Annotated in this window: 23 protein-coding genes and 1 tRNA gene; 8 read left to right on the forward strand and 16 right to left on the reverse strand. The window is 69.9% G+C overall.

What is annotated here, in order from left to right:
- Positions 1-738: a TerD family protein gene (locus ABT129_RS13185; protein ID WP_351900284.1), complete on the forward strand. Its 738-nt coding sequence runs from the start codon at positions 1-3 to the stop codon at positions 736-738.
- 135 nt (positions 739-873) lie between these two features.
- On the opposite strand, the gene ABT129_RS13190 is transcribed toward ABT129_RS13185, so the two are convergent.
- Positions 874-1,782, reverse strand: coding sequence for a TerD family protein (locus ABT129_RS13190; RefSeq protein ID WP_351900285.1), 909 nt, complete (start codon positions 1,780-1,782; stop codon positions 874-876).
- 186 nt (positions 1,783-1,968) lie between these two features.
- Between ABT129_RS13190 and ABT129_RS13195 the strand changes: the two genes are divergently transcribed.
- Genes ABT129_RS13195 through ABT129_RS13205 form a run of 3 tightly spaced genes read left to right on the forward strand, consistent with a single transcriptional unit; the run spans position 1,969 to position 6,449 of the window.
- Positions 1,969-3,153 carry an HpcH/HpaI aldolase/citrate lyase family protein gene (locus ABT129_RS13195; RefSeq protein ID WP_351900287.1) on the forward strand — a complete coding sequence of 395 codons (1,185 nt, stop codon included), beginning with the start codon at positions 1,969-1,971 and terminating at the stop codon, positions 3,151-3,153.
- 18 nt (positions 3,154-3,171) lie between these two features.
- Positions 3,172-5,628, forward strand: a complete 2,457-nt coding sequence (locus ABT129_RS13200) for a phosphoribosyltransferase (RefSeq protein ID WP_351900289.1) — start codon at positions 3,172-3,174, stop codon at positions 5,626-5,628.
- On the forward strand, positions 5,625-6,449 hold the full coding sequence (locus tag ABT129_RS13205) for an HAD family hydrolase (RefSeq protein ID WP_351900291.1): 825 nt from the start codon (positions 5,625-5,627) through the stop codon (positions 6,447-6,449). The genes ABT129_RS13200 and ABT129_RS13205 overlap by 4 nt, the downstream gene beginning before the upstream one ends.
- A 61-nt stretch (positions 6,450-6,510) precedes the next feature.
- On the opposite strand, the gene ABT129_RS13210 is transcribed toward ABT129_RS13205, so the two are convergent.
- The 3 genes from ABT129_RS13210 to ABT129_RS13220 all read right to left on the reverse strand — a co-directional run bounded on the left by ABT129_RS13210 (position 6,511) and on the right by ABT129_RS13220 (position 9,066).
- Positions 6,511-6,726: an FmdB family zinc ribbon protein gene (locus tag ABT129_RS13210; protein ID WP_351900293.1), complete on the reverse strand. Its 216-nt coding sequence runs from the start codon at positions 6,724-6,726 to the stop codon at positions 6,511-6,513.
- 77 nt (positions 6,727-6,803) lie between these two features.
- Positions 6,804-8,213, reverse strand: a complete 1,410-nt coding sequence (locus ABT129_RS13215; protein WP_502981744.1) for a hypothetical protein — start codon at positions 8,211-8,213, stop codon at positions 6,804-6,806.
- Positions 8,214-8,289: 76 nt separating this feature from the next.
- Positions 8,290-9,066 (reverse strand): DUF4097 family beta strand repeat-containing protein, encoded by a 777-nt coding sequence (locus tag ABT129_RS13220; RefSeq protein ID WP_351900297.1) that lies wholly within the window; start codon positions 9,064-9,066, stop codon positions 8,290-8,292.
- 168 nt (positions 9,067-9,234) lie between these two features.
- Here ABT129_RS13220 and ABT129_RS13225 point away from each other — a divergent pair.
- Positions 9,235-9,309 (forward strand) — tRNA-Val (locus tag ABT129_RS13225).
- A gap of 100 nt (positions 9,310-9,409) precedes the next feature.
- Here ABT129_RS13225 and ABT129_RS13230 read toward each other — a convergent pair.
- The 3 genes from ABT129_RS13230 to repSA are packed head-to-tail and all read right to left on the reverse strand — an operon-like array spanning position 9,410 to position 12,152.
- On the reverse strand, positions 9,410-10,549 hold the full coding sequence (locus ABT129_RS13230) for a tyrosine-type recombinase/integrase (protein ID WP_351900298.1): 1,140 nt from the start codon (positions 10,547-10,549) through the stop codon (positions 9,410-9,412).
- The gene (locus ABT129_RS13235) at positions 10,549-10,758 is read right to left on the reverse strand and encodes an excisionase family DNA-binding protein (RefSeq protein WP_351900299.1); all 210 of its coding nucleotides are present in this window, start codon (positions 10,756-10,758) and stop codon (positions 10,549-10,551) included. Before ABT129_RS13235 ends, ABT129_RS13230 begins: the two co-directional genes overlap by 1 nt.
- Positions 10,755-12,152 (reverse strand): replication initiator protein RepSA, encoded by a 1,398-nt coding sequence (repSA, locus tag ABT129_RS13240; protein ID WP_351900301.1) that lies wholly within the window; start codon positions 12,150-12,152, stop codon positions 10,755-10,757. The genes ABT129_RS13235 and repSA overlap by 4 nt, the downstream gene beginning before the upstream one ends.
- A 193-nt stretch (positions 12,153-12,345) precedes the next feature.
- Between repSA and ABT129_RS13245 the strand changes: the two genes are divergently transcribed.
- Positions 12,346-12,663 (forward strand): Imm51 family immunity protein, encoded by a 318-nt coding sequence (locus ABT129_RS13245; protein ID WP_351900303.1) that lies wholly within the window; start codon positions 12,346-12,348, stop codon positions 12,661-12,663.
- Here ABT129_RS13245 and ABT129_RS13250 read toward each other — a convergent pair.
- The 7 genes from ABT129_RS13250 to ABT129_RS13280 all read right to left on the reverse strand — a co-directional run bounded on the left by ABT129_RS13250 (position 12,660) and on the right by ABT129_RS13280 (position 16,814).
- The gene (locus ABT129_RS13250; protein ID WP_351900304.1) at positions 12,660-13,004 is read right to left on the reverse strand and encodes a SpdD-like protein; all 345 of its coding nucleotides are present in this window, start codon (positions 13,002-13,004) and stop codon (positions 12,660-12,662) included. The genes ABT129_RS13245 and ABT129_RS13250 overlap by 4 nt on opposite strands.
- Positions 13,005-13,015: 11 nt before the next feature.
- Positions 13,016-13,174 carry a hypothetical protein gene (locus ABT129_RS13255; RefSeq protein ID WP_190103575.1) on the reverse strand — a complete coding sequence of 53 codons (159 nt, stop codon included), beginning with the start codon at positions 13,172-13,174 and terminating at the stop codon, positions 13,016-13,018.
- 20 nt (positions 13,175-13,194) lie between these two features.
- Positions 13,195-13,386 carry a mobile element transfer protein gene (locus ABT129_RS13260; RefSeq protein ID WP_073917679.1) on the reverse strand — a complete coding sequence of 64 codons (192 nt, stop codon included), beginning with the start codon at positions 13,384-13,386 and terminating at the stop codon, positions 13,195-13,197.
- 12 nt (positions 13,387-13,398) lie between these two features.
- On the reverse strand, positions 13,399-14,091 hold the full coding sequence (locus ABT129_RS13265; RefSeq protein ID WP_351900307.1) for a DUF2637 domain-containing protein: 693 nt from the start codon (positions 14,089-14,091) through the stop codon (positions 13,399-13,401).
- Between the two features lie 83 nt (positions 14,092-14,174).
- Positions 14,175-15,530, reverse strand: coding sequence for an FtsK/SpoIIIE domain-containing protein (locus tag ABT129_RS13270; protein WP_351900309.1), 1,356 nt, complete (start codon positions 15,528-15,530; stop codon positions 14,175-14,177).
- Between the two features lie 3 nt (positions 15,531-15,533).
- Positions 15,534-15,878 (reverse strand): SCO3933 family regulatory protein, encoded by a 345-nt coding sequence (locus tag ABT129_RS13275; protein WP_351900311.1) that lies wholly within the window; start codon positions 15,876-15,878, stop codon positions 15,534-15,536.
- Positions 15,879-16,016: 138 nt separating this feature from the next.
- Positions 16,017-16,814, reverse strand: a complete 798-nt coding sequence (locus ABT129_RS13280; protein WP_351900313.1) for a GntR family transcriptional regulator — start codon at positions 16,812-16,814, stop codon at positions 16,017-16,019.
- Between ABT129_RS13280 and ABT129_RS13285 the strand changes: the two genes are divergently transcribed.
- Complete coding sequence (locus ABT129_RS13285; RefSeq protein WP_351900315.1) at positions 16,815-17,282, forward strand: NUDIX hydrolase; 468 nt, start codon at positions 16,815-16,817, stop codon at positions 17,280-17,282.
- The gene (locus ABT129_RS13290) at positions 17,279-17,509 is read left to right on the forward strand and encodes a bacteriocin immunity protein (protein WP_351900317.1); all 231 of its coding nucleotides are present in this window, start codon (positions 17,279-17,281) and stop codon (positions 17,507-17,509) included. Before ABT129_RS13285 ends, ABT129_RS13290 begins: the two co-directional genes overlap by 4 nt.
- Positions 17,510-18,103: 594 nt before the next feature.
- Here ABT129_RS13290 and ABT129_RS13295 read toward each other — a convergent pair.
- The gene (locus ABT129_RS13295; protein ID WP_351900318.1) at positions 18,104-19,156 is read right to left on the reverse strand and encodes a ComEC/Rec2 family competence protein; all 1,053 of its coding nucleotides are present in this window, start codon (positions 19,154-19,156) and stop codon (positions 18,104-18,106) included.
- Positions 19,157-19,166: 10 nt separating this feature from the next.
- Positions 19,167-19,529, reverse strand: coding sequence for a hypothetical protein (locus ABT129_RS13300; RefSeq protein ID WP_351900320.1), 363 nt, complete (start codon positions 19,527-19,529; stop codon positions 19,167-19,169).
- Positions 19,530-19,902 lie beyond the last annotated feature (373 nt).

Here is a 19,902-nt window from a genome sequence, read left to right on the forward strand (position 1 = left end):
ATGGCCTTCTGGGACAACCTGTTTCCGGGGAGGGCGGCGGAGTTCGACTCGGGCAGCGCCGCGTCGAACACGATCGATCTGACGAAACGGCGCCCGACCGTCTCGCTCACCAAGCAGGGAGCGGCCACCGGCAACCTCCGGGTGAACCTCTCCTGGCGGATGCGGACCTCGGACCTCGAAGGGCGCTCGCGCCAGAGCGGGCGGCTGCTCCGCAACCCCTCCCAGCTCTTCAAGCCGGAGGTGGTCCAGGCGCACACCCAGGGCATGGTCAACGTCGACCTGGACCTGGGCTGCCTGTACGAGCTGGCGGACGGCAGCAAGGGCGTGGTGCAGCCGCTCGGCGGCTTCTTCGGCGACCTGAACGACGCCCCGTACGTGAAGCTCAGCGGCGACGACCGCTTCGGCGGGTCCTCCGGGGAGACGATCTTCGTCAATCTGGACCACAAGGACGAGATCAAGCGCCTGCTGTTCTTCGTGTACATCTACGACCAGACGCCGGCCTTCGACCGTACGCACGCGAAGATCACGCTCTACCCGAGCAACGGCCCCCGGATCGAGATCGATCTCGACGAGCGCGCCCCGCAGGCCCGCTCGTGCGCGGTCTTCTCCGTGGAGAACGCGAAGGGCGACCTCACGGTCCGCCGCGAGGTGCGCTTCGTCTACGGCTTCCAGGCCGAACTGGACCGGCTGTACGGCTGGGGCCTGCAGTGGGGGCGCGGCTACAAGACCAAGGCCTAGCCGTTGCCCCCCTGCCCGGAGCCGTACTCGGGCCCGGCCTCGGCGCCGGGCCCCGGACCGTACTCGGGCCCGGCCTCGGCGCCGGGCCCCGGACCGTACCCGGGACCGGAATCGGCGCCGGACCCCTGGCCGGACTCAGGACCTGACGAACTGAGGGCCCATGGGGGGCATCCGGAAGTCCGGTGCCGGGTTCTGCTCGGGGGCCGGCATCGGCTGCGGGTAGCCGTACGCGGGAGCCGGGGCGTTCACCGGCTGCTGCGGCTGCGGGTAGCCGTAGGCGGGCGCCCGGTCGGGCATGGGCGGCGGCATCGTCGGCTGCGGGGGTACGGGTGGGTGGGCGACCGTCAGGTCGAGGTCTGGGGAGCCGGAGGCGGCCCCCGTGCCCTCCTGGGCCGCGCCGGGGGAGTCCCCGGCGCCCTGGGAGCCCGGGGCGTCCCGGAAGCCCTCCTGGCCCCCCTGCGGGTCCTGCGCGGCCGCCGCGTCCTGGATGTCCTGCGCGTCCTCGTCGACGGAGATGCCGAAATCGGTCGCGAGGCCGATCAGACCGGTCGGGTAGCCCTGGCCCACGGCGCGGAACTTCCAGGTGTCCCCGCGCCGGTACAGCTCGCCGCAGATCACCGCCGTCTCCTCGCCCGTCTCCGCCGTGACGGAGAACAGGGCCAGCGGCTCGTGGTCCGCCCCGCTCGTGGCGTCGTAGAGCAGGATCCGCAGGTCGGAGACGGACCGGAAGGTGCCGCCGTCGGAGGAGGCCGCGATCACCACGCGGTCGACGGAGACGTCCAGACCGCCGAGATCGGCCTCCACGGTGTCCGTGAGACCCCCGGAGTCCCGTTTCTTCGGCAGCCGCCGCACCAGGCCCGAGGGGTGGCGCGGCTGGTTGTAGAAGACGAAGTCCTCGTCGGACCGCACCCGGCCGGAGACCCCGAGCAGCAGGGCCGAGGCATCCACGTCGGGGACCCCGGGGCCCGGGGTCCAGCGGAGCACGGCCCGTACGGCCGCGGTGTCGAGAGGGACGTTGGAGCCCTTCAGCATCGCGTGCGTCATGACCGCAATCCTGCCCTCCCGGTCGACCCGCGGACAACGCGGGGGCACCACCGATACCGGGCCGAGACGACGGATGCTGACGAGTTACCTGAATTTCACGCGTCGGGGGAACTGTGGACACCCGCACCTACGTACTATTACCGGCCACATGTCGTCAGAGGTCAGAGAGGTAGACGGGGGACTTATATGCGTCATTTCGGGCACATCCCGTCCACGGCGCGGGCCGGTCTCTTCCACCGGGAACCGGCCGTGTTCACGGCGGACTCGCCCGCCCGCACGCTCGCCGTGGCCCTGGGTGCCACGCTCTACAGCCCGGCCACCCGGCCGCGGCTCGCCGACGACGTGCGCAAGCAGGCCGCCCGTGGAGTGGTCTCCATGGTGCTCTGCCTGGAGGACTCCATCAGCGACGCCGACGTCGCGGCGGGCGAGAACAATCTCGTGCGCCAGTTCGCCGACCTCGCCGCCGGGACCGTGACGGACGCCGACACCGCCACGGACGTACCCCTGCTCTTCATCCGGGTCCGCGAACCGCGCCAGATCACCGAGCTGGTCGACCGGCTCGGAGAGACGGTCCGCCTGCTGTCCGGATTCGTACTCCCCAAGTTCACCGAGAACCGCGGCCACGCCTTCCTCGAAGCCCTCGCCCAGGCCGAGCGGACCAGCGGCCGGCGACTCTTCGCCATGCCCGTCCTGGAGTCCCCCGAACTCCTCCACCTGGAGACCAGGGCCGAGACCCTCGCCGGGATCGCCGCGATCACCGACAAGTACCGCGACCGCGTCCTCGCCCTGCGCCTCGGCGTCACCGACTTCTGCTCCGCCTACGGCCTGCGCCGCTCGCCCGACATGACCGCGTACGACGTCAAGATCGTCGCCCACGTCATCGCCGACGTCGTCAACGTCCTCGGCCGCTCCGACGGCACCGGCTTCACCGTCACCGGACCCGTCTGGGAGTACTTCCGGCTCGGCGAGCGCATGTTCAAGCCGCAGCTGCGCCGCAGCCCCTTCCTCGAAGGCAGCGCCGAGGACCTGCGCACGGCCCTCATCGAGCACGACCTCGACGGCCTCCTGCGCGAGATCGAACTCGACCGGGCGAACGGACTGCTCGGCAAGACCTGCATCCACCCCACCCATGTGGTGCCGGTGCACGCACTCTCCGTGGTCAGCCACGAGGAGTGGAGCGACGCCCAGGACATCCTGCGGCCCGAACAGGGCGGCGGCGGGGTGCTGCGCTCCGCGTATACGAACAAAATGAACGAAGTGAAGCCGCATCGCGCGTGGGCCGAGCGCACCCTCCTGCGCGCCGAGGTCTTCGGCGTCGCCAAGGAGGACGTCGGCTTCGTGGATCTGCTCACCGCCGGACTGGCCGGCTGACGAAGGGACGTCGACGACGTGGTGTGGACCGGAACGTGGGTCGCGGAGCGACTGGGCGTCGAACTGATCGGCGACGAGTCGCTACCGGCCCTGTTGGGCCTCGCACTGCGTCGCAACCCCAAGCGCGCGCATCTGCTGGTCTCCAGCGTGCTCGGCAAGCACGTGCCGCAGCGGCCCTCCGTGGTCTACGGCTCCGGCCTCGACCTCGGCCGGCGCGTCCGCGCCCTCCTCGGCGACGAGGAGGCCGCGCGCTCCGTCGTCCTCGGGTACGCCGAGACCGCCACCGCCCTGGGCCACGCCGTCGCCGACGGCCTCGGCCTCGCCCCGTACCTCCACTCCACCAGGCGACCGGTGGACGGGGTCGCCCGCGCGGGCGGCTTCGAGGAGTCGCACTCGCACGCCACCTCGCACCTGCTGCTGCCCGAGGACCCGAAGCTGCTCGCGGGCGACGGGCCGCTGGTCCTCGTCGACGACGAGTTCTCCACCGGCAACACCGTGCTCAACACGGTGCGGGCCCTCCACGAGCGCTACCCGCGCGACCGGTACGTCGTCGTCGCCCTCGTCGACATGCGCTCGGCCGCCGACCTCGGCCGCCTGGACGCCTTCGCGGCGGAGATAGGCGCCCGCGTCGACCTGATATCCGGCGCCGCCGGCACCGTACGCCTCCCCGAAGGGGTCCTGGAGAAGGGCCGGGCGCTGGTGGCGGCGCACGAGGCGGCGTACGAGCCCGCCCCCGCCCCCGCGCCGGGCTCCGCCCCCGTACGGGTCGCGCTCGACTGGCCGGACGGGGTGCCCGACGGCGGGCGCCACGGCTTCACCCCCGAACACCGGGAACGCCTGGAGGCGGCCCTGCCCGCCCTGGCCGACCGCGTCGGGCAGGCACTCGACGGCGCCCGGCGCCCCCTCGTCCTCGGCTTCGAGGAGCTGATGTACGCGCCGCTGCGTCTCGGCACCGCCCTGGAGGACGCCGGACACGAGATCCGGTACTCCACCACCACCCGTTCGCCCGTCCTCGCCGTCGACGACCCGGGCTACGCGATACGCACCCGGCTCGTCTTCCCCGCCCACGACGACCCGGCCGACGGCCCCGGCGAGCGCTACGCCTACAACGTGGCCGGCGCCGGCTTCGACGCCGTCGTCCTCGTCGTCGACTCCACCGCCGACACCCCGGCCCTGCACGCCCCGGACGGCCTGCTCGCCCAGCTCGCCGCGCACGTCCCGCGCGTCCTGCTCGCCGTCATCCCCTCGTACACGCCGCCGACGGCCTCCCCGTACCCGCCCCAGGTCACCGAAGCTCCCGAAAGGAGCTCCATGCTGCCCGAGCCCCTCCGCGGCCCCGACTTCTCCTCGTACGCACCCGAAGAGGTCGGCTGGCTGCTCCAGGACCTCTCGGACGTCGAGCTCGAGGCGCCCACCGAGGAACGCGAGGAAGCCATCCAGAGCGGCGGCGCGCACTACGCCGAGTCGCTCCCCGTCGAGTACCAGCCCAGCGACCGCTACCAGGAGCTCTTCCACACCGCCCTGGAGGCCTCGGCCGCCCGGATCGCCCGCGCGGTCGGCACCGTCACCGAGACCGTCCTCGCCGAGCGCCCCGGCCGTCGCCCCGTGCTCGTCTCGCTCGCCCGGGCCGGCACCCCCGTCGGCGTGCTCATGCGCCGCTGGGCGCAGGCCCGCCACGACCTCGACCTGCCGCACTACGCCGTCTCCATCGTGCGCGGCCGGGGCATCGACGCCAACGCCCTGCGCTGGCTCGCCGCCCACCACGACCCGGCCGACGTCGTGTTCGTCGACGGATGGACCGGCAAGGGTGCCATCACCCGCGAACTCGCCGAAGCGGTCAAGGAGTTCGAGGCGGCCGAGGGCATCACGGGCTTCGACCCGGAGATCGCGGTCCTCGCCGACCCCGGTTCCTGCGTCCGCACCTACGGCACCCGCGAGGACTTCCTGATCCCCTCCGCCTGCCTCAACTCCACGGTCTCCGGCCTGATCTCCCGTACGGTCCTGCGCGCCGACCTCGTCGGTCCGGACGACTTCCACGGCGGCAAGTTCTACCGCGAACTGGCCGGGGCGGACGTGTCCAGGGACTTCCTCGACGCCGTCGCCGCCCGCTTCGACGAGGTGCACGAGGACGTCGACACCGACGTCAAGGAACTCCTGGCCGCCGACCGCACCCCCACCTGGGAGGGCTGGGCCGCCGTGGAGCGGATCAGCGAGGAGTACGGCATCCACGACGTCAACCTGGTCAAGCCGGGCGTCGGCGAGACCACCCGCGTCCTGCTCCGCCGCGTCCCCTGGAAGATCCTCGCCAAGCGGGGCGCCGACGCCGACCTCGCCCACGTCCGGCTGCTCGCCGAGCAGCGCGGCGTCCCGATCGAGGTGGTCGACGAACTCCCGTACAGCTGCGTGGGTCTGATACACCCTCAGTACACGAGAGGTGCGACAGGCGCCGACGGCAGGACGGTGGTGTCCCAGTGAGTACGACTCCGAGCACGACGCTGGTCGCGAGCGACCTCGACCGCACCCTCATCTACTCGTCCGCCGCCCTCGCCCTCGGCATGCCCGACGCCCAGGCGCCCCGGCTGCTCTGCGTCGAGGTCCACGAGTCCAGACCGCTCTCCTACATGACCGAGGACGCGGCCGGACTCCTCGCGCGGCTGGCCGACGAGACCGTCTTCGTCCCCACCACGACCCGGACGCGCAAGCAGTACCAGCGCATCCAACTCCCCGGCACCGCACCGAAGTACGCGATCTGCGCCAACGGCGGGCACATCCTCGTCGACGGCGTCTCCGACCCCGACTGGCACGCCTCCGTGGTCCGCCGGCTCGCCGAGGAGTGCGCACCGCTCTCCGAGGTCCGCGCCTTCCTCACCGCCACCACGGACCTCTCCTGGGTGCGCAAGCACCGCGTCGCCGAGGACCTGTTCGCCTACCTCGTCGTCGAGCGGGAACGGCTCCCCGAGGAGTGGCTGGCGCGGTTCGGCGCCTGGGCGGGGGAGCGCGGCTGGACGGTCTCGCTCCAGGGCCGCAAGGTGTACGCCGTACCGAAGCCGCTCACCAAGAGCGCGGCCGTCCGCGAGGTCGCCCGCCGCACCGGCGCCTCGCTCACCCTGGCCGCCGGCGACTCCCTGCTCGACGCCGACCTGCTGCTCGCCGCGGACAAGGCCTGGCGCCCCGGCCACGGCGAGCTGGCCGAGAGCGACTGGACCGCCCCCCACCTCGACGTCCTCGCGGAGCGAGGGGTCGCGGCGGGGGAGGAGATCCTGCGCCGCTTCCGCGCGGCGGCCGCCGTCGTCTGACGCCCCTGGGGGCCAGGGCGTGCCAGGCGTCGCGGGGCGGACGGGAAGGGGACGACAGGTCCTAGCCGCAGCCGCCCCCGCCGCAGCAGCCACCGCCCCCGCCGCCGCCCGGCGCGGGGGCGGCGGCGGACGAGCCGCCGACGGCCACGGCCGAGAGGAGCTTCACGGTGTCGTCGTGCCCGGCGGGGCAGGAGGCCGGATCGGAGGACTCGGCCATGGGACGGCTGAGCTCGAAGGTGTCGCCGCAGGTACGGCAGCGGAATTCGTAACGAGGCATGAGGACAGGCTAGAGCCTGCGCGGAGCCACGGGCAGGGTCCCCGGGCCGTACGGCCCGGAGTCGTGCGGTCCGGGGCTCAGTGCCCGGCGCCCCGCTCCTCCCGGATCTGCCCCACGACGTGCGCGGCGGAGCCCCGTACGCCCTCCAGCTCGGTCAGGAAGTGCCAGTAGTCCGGGTGGCGGCCCTCCAGGCCGGCGACCGCGCGGTCGAGCCGCGCGACGGCCTCGTCCAGGGGCCGGGCGTGGCGCGGGTCGGGGGTGTTCCGCCCGTCCATCGCGAGCCGCTGGGCGTCCCGCACGGCGAACCGGGTGCGGTCGATCTCCGCCTTCGGATCCCGGGCGACCGCGTCCAGCCGGTGCAGCCGGTCCCCGGCCGCCGAGACGGCCTCGTCGGTGGAGTCGAGCAGCGCGCGGACCGTGGAGAGCATCGACGTCGCGTCGGGCCAGCGCTGCTCGGCCCGCGCCTTCCCGGCCTCGGCGAGCCGCTCCTCGGCCTGCCGGAGCGTCTCGGCGGCCTGCTCCGGCACGTGCTGGAGGTCCTGCCAGCAGGGCGCGGTGAAGCGCCGACGCAGCTCCGAGAGGACCGGTTCGACGCCTCCGGCACGGGTGGTCAGCGCCTCGGTGCGGGTACGGAGGGAGACCAGGCGCCGGTCGATCTCGGTGGCCCGCTCGGGCAGCCGCTCGGCCTCGGCCCGTACGGCCTCGGCGTCCCGCAGCACCCGGTCGGCGCGCTGGAGGGTCTCGGGGACGCCGTGGCGCCCGGCCCCCTCGTTGAGGCGGGTCAGGTCGGGCCCGAGGGCGGCGAGCCGGGCGGCGAGATCGTCGGCGCGCAGCCCGCTCTCCCGTACGGCGTCGAGGGCGCCGCTCGCGCCGCGCAGCGCCTGCCGGGCGCGCTCGACGGCGGGGGCGAGGCGGGCGAGCTGGGTCTCGGCGCGGTCGAGCAGCGGACCGAGCCCCTCCTCGAACCGGTCGAGCTCGCCCTTGACCCGGTCCAGCTCGTCCTTGGCGCGGGTCAGTTCGGCGCGGGCGCGGCTCGCGGTCGCCGCGTCGAGCTCGTCACGGTCGAGGTCGTGGGCGTCGACGGCGCCGATGTAGCCGTGACTGACCTCGTCGATCCGGCGCCCGAGGGCCTCGAAGCCCTCGACGGCGCGGCGCGTCTCGGGGGAGCTGTCGACGGCGGTGATCGTCTCGATGGAGATGCGCAGCCCGCGCTGGGCGGTGTCGAGTTCGTAGAAGGCCGCCGCGGCGGCGTCCTTGGCGGCCTGGGCCTCGGCCCGCTGGCTCTCGCCGCGCCCGCCGAACCAGCGGCGGGTGCCGCCGCCGGCGAAGGAGTGCGGCAGCAGCGCCCCGACGAGCAGGGGCAGGGCGAGGGCGAGCCGCAGCCCGGACGGCGCCCGGCGTGACGTTCCGCCGGATCGGTTCGTGTCCCGGTTCGGCGCGTCACGACGCCGGACGTCGCTCGCCCCCCTCGCGTCGCTCGCCGCCACGTACCTCTCCCGTGCTGTGTCCGCCGTGCCCGGTCGGTTCATTCTCCCACCCGGTAGGGACGAACACACGGCCCGGTCAGTTCGCCGGGATCCTGCCCGACGTGAGAACGGAGACGTCGCCGTTGTCGCTGCGGGCGCTCACGCTGTGCCCGCTCCCGTCGCGGCGGGGGACGTCGATCCGCACGTCGCCGTTCTCGCTGGCCCCGGTCACCGCGTACTCGGCGGTGGGGAGGGAGACGGTGACGTCACCGTTGTCGGTGAAGACGTCGACGCGGCGGGGTACGGCGCCCAGGGCGATCCGTACGTCGCCGTTGTCGGCCCGGGCGACCACCTCGGGCGCGGTGGCGCCGGCCTCGACGACGAGGTCGCCGTTGTCACTGCCGAGGTCGAGCGGACCACGGGCCTCGCGCACCCGCACGTCCCCGTTGTCGGAGCGGACCTTGAGGGGCGTGTCGAAGCCCGTGGCCGTCACGCCCCCGTTGTCGTCCTCGACGGAGACGGCGACACCGCGGGGCACCTGGACGCGGTGGACGGCGGCGCAGTCGGACGCGACGCCGCCGCAGTCCACCCGCAGGGTGAGCCGCCCGTCGACCAGCTTCCAGCTGGGCTCGGGACCGGACCCCATGAACACCCACCCGTCGACCTGACGCTCGACGCGCACCTCGTCGATGTCGGCGGGGGTGATCACCAGCGCGGAGTTGTCCGAGTCGACGGTGAGCGCGCCCCCGCCGAAGGCGAACGCCTTCCGCTCCACCGGCGCCCCCTCGACATCGGTGCTCCCGCACCCGGAGAGGACGAACACAGCGACACCGGAGGCGAGCAACACCGGAATCGGACGACGTACGGCACCCATGGACCTCGAACCCCCACCTGAAACGCGGACAGTACCCCGACGTTACGACCCCACCACCCGACGTCACGATCCGGCGACCCACCGTCCCGAGGGTGGGGATACCCCCCCACCCGAGGTATCCGTTTGCGGCACCCACCCATGCGCCATGTAGGCTGATGCCTCTTCCACGGGTGCGTAGCTCAGGGGTAGAGCGCTGCTCTTACAAAGCAGATGTCGGCGGTTCGAAACCGTCCGCGCCCACCAGCAGGTAGCACGACAAAGGCCCAGGTCACCGGTACTGAACCGGGAACCTGGGCCTTGTTCGTTTCCCGGCCGCGGGGGCGGGGGAGAGGCGTCGTGCCAGTTACGTGCCAGATGGGTCGTCGCCGGACTCGGCCGGCCGGACCTTCCTGATCTGCTCGTCGACGTGGGCGGCGATGGCGTGGTCACGCCCGTTCACCAGGTGCTGATAGATCAGCGCGGCCCGCACCGACGAATGCCCCATCCGCTGCATCAGCTCACGCGTCGTGGCGCCGCCGGTCGCGGCGAGGGTGTTCCCGGTGTGGCGCAGATCGTGGAAGTGGACGTCGCGGAGGCCGGTGTCCTTCAGGGCCCGCAGCCACAGTCGGCGGAAGTTGTTCCGGCGCAGCTGCCCGCCGCGGGCTCCGGTGAAGACCAGCCCGGTGCGACCCGGCTTGGCGTAGACGGCAAGATGAGTGGCCAGGCTCTCCGCCAGCGAGGCCGGGAAGGCAACGGTGCGCACGCCGGCCGCGCTCTTGGGCGTCTTGACCAGGATGCCGTCGGTACGGGTCTCGGCAAGAGAACGCCGTACGGCGACGGTCCGCCGGTCGAGGTCGACGTCATGGCGCTGAAGCGCGGCAAGCTCCCCGAAGCGGAGCCCGGTGAAGGCCGCCAGCAGGATGAGCACCCGAAAGCGCGCCGGCACAGCGTCGGCGAGCTGAAAGACCTCGCTGACGTCGAGGAACGGCCGCTCTGCCGTCTTGGCTGCCCCGGCGCCCTTGATCCGGCAGGGGTTGCGCTGGATCAGCTCGTCGTCGACCGCGGTGTTCAGGATGGCGCGGAGGATCTGGTACGCCTTGGCGACCGTCGGCTCACCCACACCGGACTCCAGGAGGCCAGCACGCCAGCGACGGATCTGGGGTGTGGTGATCTCACTCAGGACCACGTCCGCGAAGGTCGGCAGGACGTGGAGGCGCAACGCGCTGCCGTTGCGTTCGCGGGTGGTCGCCGCGTAGTCGCGCTCTTTGAACCAGGCGTCGGCGTAGGCCCCGAAGAGAACCTTGTCGTCAGGGTTCTTCCATTTGCCGTCGATGATCTCCGCTTCCTTGCGGACGAGCCACCGATCGGCATCGGTCTGCGAGGCGAACGTCTCGGGGGCCGATCGAGTTATCCCGTCAGGCCCTTGATAGCGAGCCTGGAACCGCCCCGAGGGCAGCTTGCGCACTGCACCGAAGCGGCGACGCTTGCCTTTGCTGTTTGCCATCAGGCCACCGCCGCGAATCGGCGACGAGTGATGATCGGCTGGACGGTGTGGGCGACGACGAATTCCTCCAGGGCCCGCTCAGGAATGCGGACATGCCGCCCCACCTTGACGAAGACGATCCGGCGCTCGGCGATGAGCCGACGCGGAAACCTCTCGGTGGTGCCAAGGAGTTCGGCGGCCTGGCCCACGGTCAGCAGTCGGTCGGTCATGCGGTTGCTCCTTCCAGGGCGAGTTGGTCGCGTAGGGCTTCGCGGGCGGTCTCACGGTTGAGCTGGATGTCCCGGGCGATGGAGGCGGCGAGGGCGGCCTCACCGGGGGAGTGGCCCTGGCCGACGTAGGCCCAGGAGGTGAGGACGAGGACGGTGTCCGGCTCGATGTCGTCGAGGCCGCGGGCGGTGTGTTCCTGGGCGGCGCGGTAGTCGGCGCGGGTCTGGCGGAGTTCGCCCAGGGTGGTGGAGTACTGCCGGGACTTGGTGGAGAAGTGACCCCGGAAGCCGAGCATGTGGGCCCAGGCGAGGAGGCGGCGATCCGGGTACAGCGGGTCGAGGTCGAAGCAGGCTTCGACGAGGCGGCGGGTGTGGTCGGGGACGCCGAGAAGGACCAGGGCCTCACGGTTTCCGATGCGGCGGTCGAGACTGCCGGTGGTCTCTGCGGCCTTGGTGGAGTACTTGGCGATGTAGGAGGCGACGGCCTGTTCGGTGATGTCGGACCCGTCGCCGAAGGCTTTGACAGGGCGGATGTCGAGCTGGGTACCCCAGCGGAGGCGGCGTAACGGCTGATCACCGGCGGCGGGGACGGCGACGGTCGTGTACGCGTGGGTGGCGGCGGCGCGGATGGCGTCGGTGAGGCGCTCGGTGGTCGCCCACGACGGCGGTGGGGAATCGGGACCGTCCGGGCCGTCGATGCGGACAACGGCATGGAAGTGGACGGCGCCCCGCTTCTGGAACTCGGCGACCTTCCCGTACGAGATCCGAGCGACGGCCTTCAGCTCCCTCTGGGAGAGGCCGGCCGCGGCGGCGGTCTCCCGGCGGAGGCGGTTCGTGAATCGCTGCCAGAGCTGCCCGGCGTGGTTGTTGAAGAGGACGGCGGCGGCGTAGTCGTACGACTCGGGGTCGAGCGGCGTGCCGAGGGCCGGGTCGTCCTCGGCGTGGCGGGTACCGCAGCGGCAGGGCCGGGTGCCGGGGCGGTTGTGGATCGGGCCGAAGGACGGGGCGGTGAGGGTCAGGAACACGCGGGGGTGCTCGCGGACGGCAGCGGGGATGTCCCGGGCGCTGCCTCCGGCGAGGCCGGCGCGGATGAGGTGGTACGTGTCGCCCGCGTAGGTCCAGGCGCAGGCGGGGCAGCGGGAGGCCCGGCGGTTGCCGCAGGCGATCCGGAGCCGGGCGCCCGGCTCGGTGTCGGTGGAGTACCGGTGGAGGGTCTCGCCGGTGGTCTTGTCCCGGGTGAGGGTCCAGCCCTGGAGGTGGATGGGGTGGGAGCAGCCGCCGGTGCGGTGGATCTGCTCGCGCCAGCGGTCGAAGCCGGGGGACCCGGCCACCCGGAGCATGTCGCCCAGGGTGGCGGTGTCGAATCCCGCCGACGAGGCGGCTGGGACGGTCATCATGGAGTGCTTCCTTCTGGTTTTGAGAGCCGGGTAGGGGCGGGGCCTCCGGGCGGCGGAGACTTGGCGGTTGAGTCGCCCGGAGGCCGACTGGTGCGGTGACTGGAAGGTCCACCGGACCGGCGTGGGTGGGGGACCGGATGGGCGCCCTGAGAGATCGGGCAGCCCTGTCACAGTGCGGTGAGAGGATCACGCCGTGACGATCAACCTGCATGACTTCGACGGCGAGCATTCGTTGACCTTGAATGCCGGTGGCTTGGCTGCCGATGTCGCTGTAGTTGCCGCCGGGCACGAGCCGAACGGGTACTTCTGGGAAGGTCTCGTGCAGTTCGCCTGGCCGGACATAGCCGAGGACCTCGAATTCGACAGCGAGGCCGGCACGTTCTGCGCGGTCGGGAGTCCGAGCGATCTTGCACGACTCAAGACGGCTCTTGAATCCGTCATCACGAGCCCTGAGGCAGTGCGCGACATCATTGCCGGTGCGGAGGCGTCGGGCTTCGAGTTCGACGACTAGCGCTGTCGGTGCTGGCCGTTGAGGAGCGAGCGCAGGACGACGGCGCACACGGCGACCGAGGCGGCGCTGACGGCGACGGCGAGCAGCATGGAGACCAGGACCGTGCCGACGACCAGGACGGCTCCGGCGCCGCCAGCCACGACGACAGCCAGGCCGGCCGGGGTGAGGCGGACGGCGGAGGTCGGTGCCGGGACCGGAGCGGGGGCCGGGGCGTGGTGGTGGTCACAGGCCGCCGCGTGGTCGGTGTGGTGGGGCGTGATGTCGGTGCTGACGGTCGGCTGGACGAGCGGGGTCACGATGGCGGTCGGGAGCGGGTTGACCGGGATGCGCGGCTGGAACATGACGGTTCTCCCTACTTGTTGATCGTGTTGTCGATGAGCGGGGCGAGGACGCTGTCGGCGAGGAGGTAGCCGCCGAGGAGGATCACGGCGACGAGCCACCAGGGCGGGCGGATGAGCTTGATGCCGAGGCCGCCGACGACGATCAGGGCGAGCCAGAGCGGGACGTCCATGAGGCGGGTCTCCTTCGAGGTCAGCGGGGCTTGCAGCGATGGGTTCGGGCGGCGAGCTGGGCGGCCGAGGAGCTGGAGTACTCGGCGGACCAGCCGCAGCCGTCGGACGTGCACACCGCGGCGTACTTGGTGCGGCCGTGGCGGTCGCGGCGGGTACCGATCTGCACCGGGCCGATCCGCATCACGGAGTGGAAGTGATCGCGAGGGGCCATGAGGGTCTCCCATCAGACGAGCTGGGCGGCGATGGCCGCGGCCATCAGGGGCGGGACGCCGAGGCGAGCGCGCAGGGTGTCGGCGTCGATTGGGTAGCCGGTGCGGGCGCGGTAGTCGTCGGCGACTTTCCGGGCGTGAGCGACGAGCGCCGGCGGTACGGCCACGGGGGCGGGTTCGGGCTCCGGGACTGGCTCCGGTTCCGGGGAGAGGAGGGCCGGGGCGGCTCTCTCGGGCTCCGACTCGGTGACGTCATCCCGCTCGATGACCGCTTCCACGGCCGAGGGTTGCTCGGCGGCCGTGCCGGGTTCCGTCGGCACGGCGACCGTCGGATGTCCAGGAGAGTGGACAAGAAGGGTCCCGCCGAGGAACGCGAGAGCAGGCCAGCCCGCGACGAGGATGCGCAGCCAGGCGGGGACGTGGCCGAGGTCGAGGAGACCGGCGGTGGCGACGTTCGCACCGAGCGACGCGGCCAGGGCAACCATGAACCACGTCCAGGCCGAGCGGACAGGCTCACCGGCGGCCCGCGAGGTCCTCAGCCGATGCCAGGCGGCGACGAGCAGGAGATCGACGGAGATCGGGTAGGCCCAGGCCTTCCAACCGGACTGTCCGGCAGCCGCAGCCAGGTCGTGGAGGTGAGCGAAGGACAGGGCGCCGGCGATCACGGCTTGTACGAGGACGGCGTCCGGTCGGCGGATGGGGCGCATCAGAAGGTCCTCCTTCCGGTTTCGGGCATGGGAGGGGTAGGGACCTGGCGTGAAGCGGTCACGCCGCCGTGGAGCGGGGGGAGTCAGGCGATCGCGGGAGCCGTGACGGTCGAGGGCGCCGCGGCTTTGCCCAGAGGTGGCAGGACGGGCTGGAAGGCGTCCAACGCGGGGACCTCGGGCGTGCGGTGAGCGTGGGAGTTCGCGATGTTCACGGCCCGCCGGAGCGTGAGGTGGGGAGTACGGATGCGGACCCACCCACCAGAGGAGTCGCCGGCGACAGCGGTGCCGGGCCGGTCGGTGCGGATCTGGACCGTGGCGAGGACGGCGTCCGGGGCGATGTCGCCGAAGGCCATGTTTGCGGAGGTCTCGTCGTTGACGCGGTGAGCGGTCCGGCCGGTGAGCTGGGCGCGAAGCATCGTGATGCCTTTACCGAGCTCAGAGCCGAAGCGCTGCCCACAGACCTCCAGGTAGATGCCGGCGGCACGGCCGAGCTGGGCGAGACGGACGAGGGAGGTGATGATCCGATCCCGCCGCTTCTCCTCCTCCTTCGTGGCGAAGAGGGCGAGTTCGGCGACCTCATCGACCAGAAGCACGATCGGCGTCGGTCGCAGGTGATCGGGCAGGTCCCAGATGTCGGCGGTGATCTCCGCATCTGGTACGTCTGCACTCAATCTCTGCTCGCGTCGGATCAGTTGGTAGACGCCCTCCATGTGCTCGACGAGGGCGTCGAGGAGGTCGGCAGCTGCGTCAGGGTTATCGGCCAAGGCGGTGAACCGTCGCTCGAGCGGGGCGAGTTCGACTCCCTGCTTGCAGTCGATTCCGACGAGGGCGACATCCAGCGCGGCGAGCGCGGCGACGAGGTTGCGCTGATAGACGGACTTCCCGGACTGGGTGGCACCGACGTTCAGCGCGTGCGGGGTCTGGCGGTAGTCGCGGTAGTAGACCTCTCCGTCCTCCCGCATGGCGACCGGAACCCGCATCACCCCAGCGCGGGCGGCCGCGGGCATCTGGACCCGCTTGAGGACGTCGTAGCCGGTCATCCGCAGTTCGACGACACCGGAGCGGATCTCCCGGGCGGTGACGTTCTGCATGACGAACGAGTGCCGGAGCCGGTCCGAGGCGGCGGAGAAGTCGAACGCGTCCTGACCAGGACGCAGCTTCAGCCGCAGTACGAGCCCGGTACGTGTCGGCCGCAGCCGCAGGATCCGGGGAGCCCGCGAGTCGGGGATGGGCCGGCCGGTCATCCGGGCCAGCGCCAGGCGCCAGCGCGAGGGCGGGACGGTCAGCCCGCACGCGTCCATGACCGACGCGTACCGGGCCAGGATCCGCACCACGGCGAAGACGACACCGAAGGTCATCCAGTACCAGGCCGGACGCTGCCACCGCAGAAGCAGCGCGACAGTAGCAACCAGCGCGAGGGTGACCGTTAAGGCGCTCATGGGTCAGCCGACGTTCGCGGCGGCGAGCGAGGTGACGGCGACGGCGCGGAAGCTGATGCCGTGGCGCTTCTGGCCGTTGAACTCGTTCTCCCACGGCCGGGCGACGACGCCGGTCAGAGCGACCGGGGTGCCCATGGAGAGCTCCTCGGAGATGCCGGTCTTGGGCACGGTCAGGTTGAGGATCTCGGCGTTGCCGTCCATGACGAACATGACGTCGACCGTCATGAGCGGGGCACCGGTGTCCCGGTCGGTGGCGATCTCGCCGGTCTGACGGTTCGCGATCTTCGGGGCCGGGGGCTGGGCCACCATCACCATCGCGGCGGAGGTGTCGACGGGGATCTGACGCACAGTGGGTCACTCCTCTATAGAGGTGGGGCTCCTTCACTCCTGTATAGGAGTGACATGAAGAAGAGTGCATCACTCCTGTATATGAGTCAACCCGCCGCGGAAAGAAACCGCAGCGGGTTGAGGGGGGTTGAGCGAGCGTCAGTCGGTGGCGGGGATCCGGTACTGGAAGACGAACTGGTCAGCGGCCATGAGGGTGTCGCAGACCTCCACGACCCGCCCCTTCTTCGTCACGGCATCCCGCAGCAGGTGCACCACAGGAGCCCCAGGACTGAGAGCGAGCTCAGACGCCTCAGCCTTAGCAGCCGGCCGAGCCTGAAGCGTCTCCACGAACTCGGCGAAGGTGTGGCCGTGCTCTTCGAGCCGGGCGTAGATGCCACCGGGGCCTGGGTTCTCGGCGAACAGCTCGGGGATGTCCTTCACCACGTCCCACGGCAGATACGACGAGGCGGTCTCGACAAGCGTGCCGTTTCGGAAGTACAGCCGCCGCCGCGCGAGCACCTGAGTCCCCACGTCGACACCGAGCCGCTCGGCGATGTCCGCCGGCGCTTCCATGGGCCCGATGTAGAGGACGCTGACCTTGGCGGTGGCGCCGGACTGCTCGGACTCGGCGAGATAGGCAGCCTTACCGCCCCGCCGGTGAGAAGCACGGAACCGATCTGAAGACCGAAGCCGTACGGGAGGCCGGTCCTTCACGATCGAACCCTTGCCGTGCCGGGTCTCGACGAGCCCACTGGCCCGAACCTCGACCATGGCCTTCCGGATGGTTCCGCCGGCGACCCCGTACCGCTCGACGAGCTCGGACTCACTCGGAACCATGTCGCCGGCCTTAAGGACACCGGACCGGATCTGCTGAACGATCTCGTCCGCGATCTGCACGTACCGAGGCACGGCCCTGCCAGCTCCTGCTGGAGTTCCCACAGTCCTACCCACTCTCATATGCTCCTGTACATGAGTAACGGGAGCGCGGGAACAAAGTCAACGCCACTCCACTCGGTGTCCGTGGCCGGAGCGGTAGTGCGCGAAGACGGCCGCCTCCTGGCCATCCGTCGAGCGGACAATGGCACGTGGGAACTCCCGGGCGGAGTCCTCGAACTCACCGAGGCCCCGGAAGCAGGTGTCGCCCGCGAGGTCCTGGAGGAGACAGGCATCCACGTCGAGGTGGACGAACTGACGGGCGTCTACAAGAACACGACCCGAGGCATCGTCGCCCTGGTCTTCCGCTGCAAGCCCTCCGGCGGCACTGAGCGAACCTCGGACGAGTCGACCGCGGTCGACTGGCTGACGCCGGCCGAGGTCGAGGAGCGCATGGCCGAGGTCTACGCGATCCGCCTTCTGGACGCCCTGGACGGAAACGGCCCCCACGTCCGAAGCCATGACGGCCGCCAGCTAATCACGCAGCAGTGAGCAGGCAGCCGTCACGGCGGATGACCCGCGAGGAAGCGATCCCTCTCGTCGAGCGCCTCATGAACCCGGAGACGCCCGAGAAAGTGTCCTCCCAGATCCTGGCCATCCTTGAACAGGGCCTGCACTGCCCGCACATCAGCGACTACATCTTCTGGGACCAGGATCCCGAGCCGACGCCTGAGAAGGTCGTAGGCAGGGCTATGGCCTACAAACCGATCGCCCTTTGAGGGCAGCGCGGTAAGACTTTCTCTACTTCATCAAGGCACCCGCCGCGCACAGCGCGGCGCGCGCGGCCCGTCGCCCGGGCCTGCGCTCCTGTCTCCGCCCCGCTCCAGCCCGGCCGCCGTCCGCACGCCTGACAGCTCGGGTTGATGGGTGACGAACCCAAGACATGGCCGAGCCAGTACGCAGGTGCGCCTCAAGACGATGCCTCCGGCGGGGGGCGCTCCGACTCCGGGATGGGAGGGGGCCGTACGCGGGTGCTGGCCGGTGGGGTGTGGCGGTGGGGGCTCCCATCCCGTCTGCCGTCGACCCAGGCAGAGCCGAGCAGACACGGCACCGGGCGTCCAGGTCGTTCGTACAGTGGCGCGCTCCACCTGGACGCCCGGCACCACGCCTGCTCCACGGTGTGTGGGTCGACGGCAGACGGGATGGGAGCCGGCTTTTCCGTGCCAGGCTGGGCTTCTCCGGCAATGCCCACGCAGCCGAGCCAGGATGGCTTAGCCATTGACCGTCTCAAGGCACAGACTTCCCCAAATATTGGAAGCTTAGGGGTGGGCAGCACTTACCCATAAGCTACATCGCCAACACAGGGAGTGACGCTATTCATTTTTTGCTTGCAAGGCCCCAGTATCCAAGATGATTTCCTGCGTGCGACACATCGGCGATTCCAGTGAATCGACAATGATGCTATGTTGACTCGCCCCCGGAGACCAAGAAACACCCGTGCTGGTTGCAGTGATGCTCAACGATCCTGCGCAAGCCAGTTGAGAGTGAGCTCCTTGATCACGGTGGCTCGCATTAGGAAGCGGAGATGCGTGACACGCTCGACTGACTTGCGTGCATGCTATCCGTACCTTAGATCCCAGCGCGTCGCGGATTCCATCTACGATCTCTTTGCGTGGATTGAGGAAGCTTGATCGCCCATGAGAAAAAATCACGAGCTCCGGCTGAACCGCCCTCGCCAATTCTCTCGCAAATTCCCTATCGTCTGAGGCACCCGATCGGCCGCCATGATGCGGGAACACCAGCACCGGTGCGGTCATATCCACGCCAACTCGCCGCATCTCAGCAAAGCCTTTGGCATCAAGGTCGCCGGGCAACAAGACCGCTGGACTGCCATCCAGCTCGATCCGAACTACGGCCGACATGCCATTGGACGTAATGGATCCAAGAGGATGCTTACCCTTCGTCGGGCCAACGCCGGCCCACAGGATCCCCGGATGTAGGACCCGTACGCCAATCCTTCCACAGTTAAGGGCACCATTCGCGCCAACATTGAGGTTGGTGCTAACTTCGATCAACCCTCTTTGATGACGATCCGCCGCCACGGTGAGAAGGTCAATGAAAGCTTCGGACAACTTTGTGGAATCTGGATTTGCCCATAACGCCTTGACGGTAACCTCGTCGTGCGCCATAAGTGCTGCAGCGCCTTTAATGTGATCGTTGTCGGCGTGAGAAAGAATGAGGTGATCGACGTTGCTTGCGCCGACGCGGTCCATAGCCTCAAGGAGCGGCGCAACAGCAGGGACATCTACGACCACCCCATTAGGGCCGTCGTAGATGAACGAGCAGTTGCCATGTCCGACATTTAGGATCTGCGCAGCCAGCTCGACAGAAGCCCGTTGATTTGGGAGCGCTACTCTACTGGTCAAGGTCTCCCCTTCAGAGCGTCGACAGCCAGCCGTGAGGAACGTTAGGAGCCACTTCGAAACCTTCGAAGAATAGCTCCTCGGAAGACCTTGCGTGGATATTCACCCTTGCCATGAACCGTTTCCCAGGCAGATCATCCACCGCCATGCCCACACACGAAGTGATCATGTCCGCTGGAAGAATTACGGCATCGACAGGGTTCCAAGCGACAACGATTACTTCGACAATCGGCTCGGACCCGATGCGGTCCACTCGAAGTACGCGTACAACTGTCCGATATCCCACCCTTTCCGGAGCCGGGCCGATCAGCTGCTCACGATGAGCTCGCGTCAGTGCTGATTCAATCTCTGCCGGCTCAAAGCGCTTCCGCAGCATGCACGGGATGCTGGAACGGTACCGACGGATGCTGGTCTGTTCATCAAGGTCTGCATAGCCTGTAATTAGGACTGCAGGGAATCGACGCCTATTGCTCGCAGCGACAACCTGAGCTCCCGTGAACGGCGCAGCGGCCGAATGACTCAACCTATGGTCGCAAACAAGCCCTTCGGCTCTCGCGGCAACGGTATCTAGCAGCTCTTGAAGAGTTGGGAACGTCGGATCAATGGCCACAGGTACGAATTCTGCGTCTTCGAGCAGGATCGAAGTACGCCTCATGTCGTCAAGCGAGTCATCGACCACTGCGATCCTGGAGCCAGGCCTCAGGGTGTCAAGAACGCTCAGCACTTTTACCTCAACTTCGCGGAGCACA

Origin of the sequence: Streptomyces sp. NPDC002057, assembly GCF_040296665.1 — a bacterium.
In the GTDB taxonomy this organism is placed as follows: Bacteria; Actinomycetota; Actinomycetes; order Streptomycetales; family Streptomycetaceae; genus Streptomyces.

Excerpts from the sequence above, each read along its gene's own strand:
- ABT129_RS13255 (WP_190103575.1), bottom strand. The coding sequence starts at position 13,174 with ATGGACGTCCCGCTCTGGCTCGCCCTGATCGTCGTCGGCGGCCTCGGC.
- ABT129_RS13260 (WP_073917679.1), bottom strand. The coding sequence starts at position 13,386 with ATGGCCCCTCGCGATCACTTCCACTCCGTGATGCGGATCGGCCCGGTG.
- ABT129_RS13235 (WP_351900299.1), bottom strand. The coding sequence starts at position 10,758 with ATGACCGACCGACTGCTGACCGTGGGCCAGGCCGCCGAACTCCTTGGC.
- ABT129_RS13280 (WP_351900313.1), bottom strand. The coding sequence starts at position 16,814 with ATGAGAGTGGGTAGGACTGTGGGAACTCCAGCAGGAGCTGGCAGGGCC.
- ABT129_RS13195 (WP_351900287.1), top strand. The coding sequence starts at position 1,969 with ATGCGTCATTTCGGGCACATCCCGTCCACGGCGCGGGCCGGTCTCTTC.
- ABT129_RS13265 (WP_351900307.1), bottom strand. The coding sequence starts at position 14,091 with ATGCGCCCCATCCGCCGACCGGACGCCGTCCTCGTACAAGCCGTGATC.
- ABT129_RS13285 (WP_351900315.1), top strand. The coding sequence starts at position 16,815 with ATGCTCCTGTACATGAGTAACGGGAGCGCGGGAACAAAGTCAACGCCA.
- ABT129_RS13230 (WP_351900298.1), bottom strand. The coding sequence starts at position 10,549 with ATGGCAAACAGCAAAGGCAAGCGTCGCCGCTTCGGTGCAGTGCGCAAG.
- ABT129_RS13220 (WP_351900297.1), bottom strand. The coding sequence starts at position 9,066 with ATGGGTGCCGTACGTCGTCCGATTCCGGTGTTGCTCGCCTCCGGTGTC.
- ABT129_RS13210 (WP_351900293.1), bottom strand. The coding sequence starts at position 6,726 with ATGCCTCGTTACGAATTCCGCTGCCGTACCTGCGGCGACACCTTCGAG.
- ABT129_RS13250 (WP_351900304.1), bottom strand. The coding sequence starts at position 13,004 with ATGTTCCAGCCGCGCATCCCGGTCAACCCGCTCCCGACCGCCATCGTG.
- ABT129_RS13185 (WP_351900284.1), top strand. The coding sequence starts at position 1 with ATGGCCTTCTGGGACAACCTGTTTCCGGGGAGGGCGGCGGAGTTCGAC.
- ABT129_RS13190 (WP_351900285.1), bottom strand. The coding sequence starts at position 1,782 with ATGACGCACGCGATGCTGAAGGGCTCCAACGTCCCTCTCGACACCGCG.
- ABT129_RS13270 (WP_351900309.1), bottom strand. The coding sequence starts at position 15,530 with ATGAGCGCCTTAACGGTCACCCTCGCGCTGGTTGCTACTGTCGCGCTG.
- ABT129_RS13300 (WP_351900320.1), bottom strand. The coding sequence starts at position 19,529 with ATGCTGCGGAAGCGCTTTGAGCCGGCAGAGATTGAATCAGCACTGACG.
- repSA (WP_351900301.1), bottom strand. The coding sequence starts at position 12,152 with ATGATGACCGTCCCAGCCGCCTCGTCGGCGGGATTCGACACCGCCACC.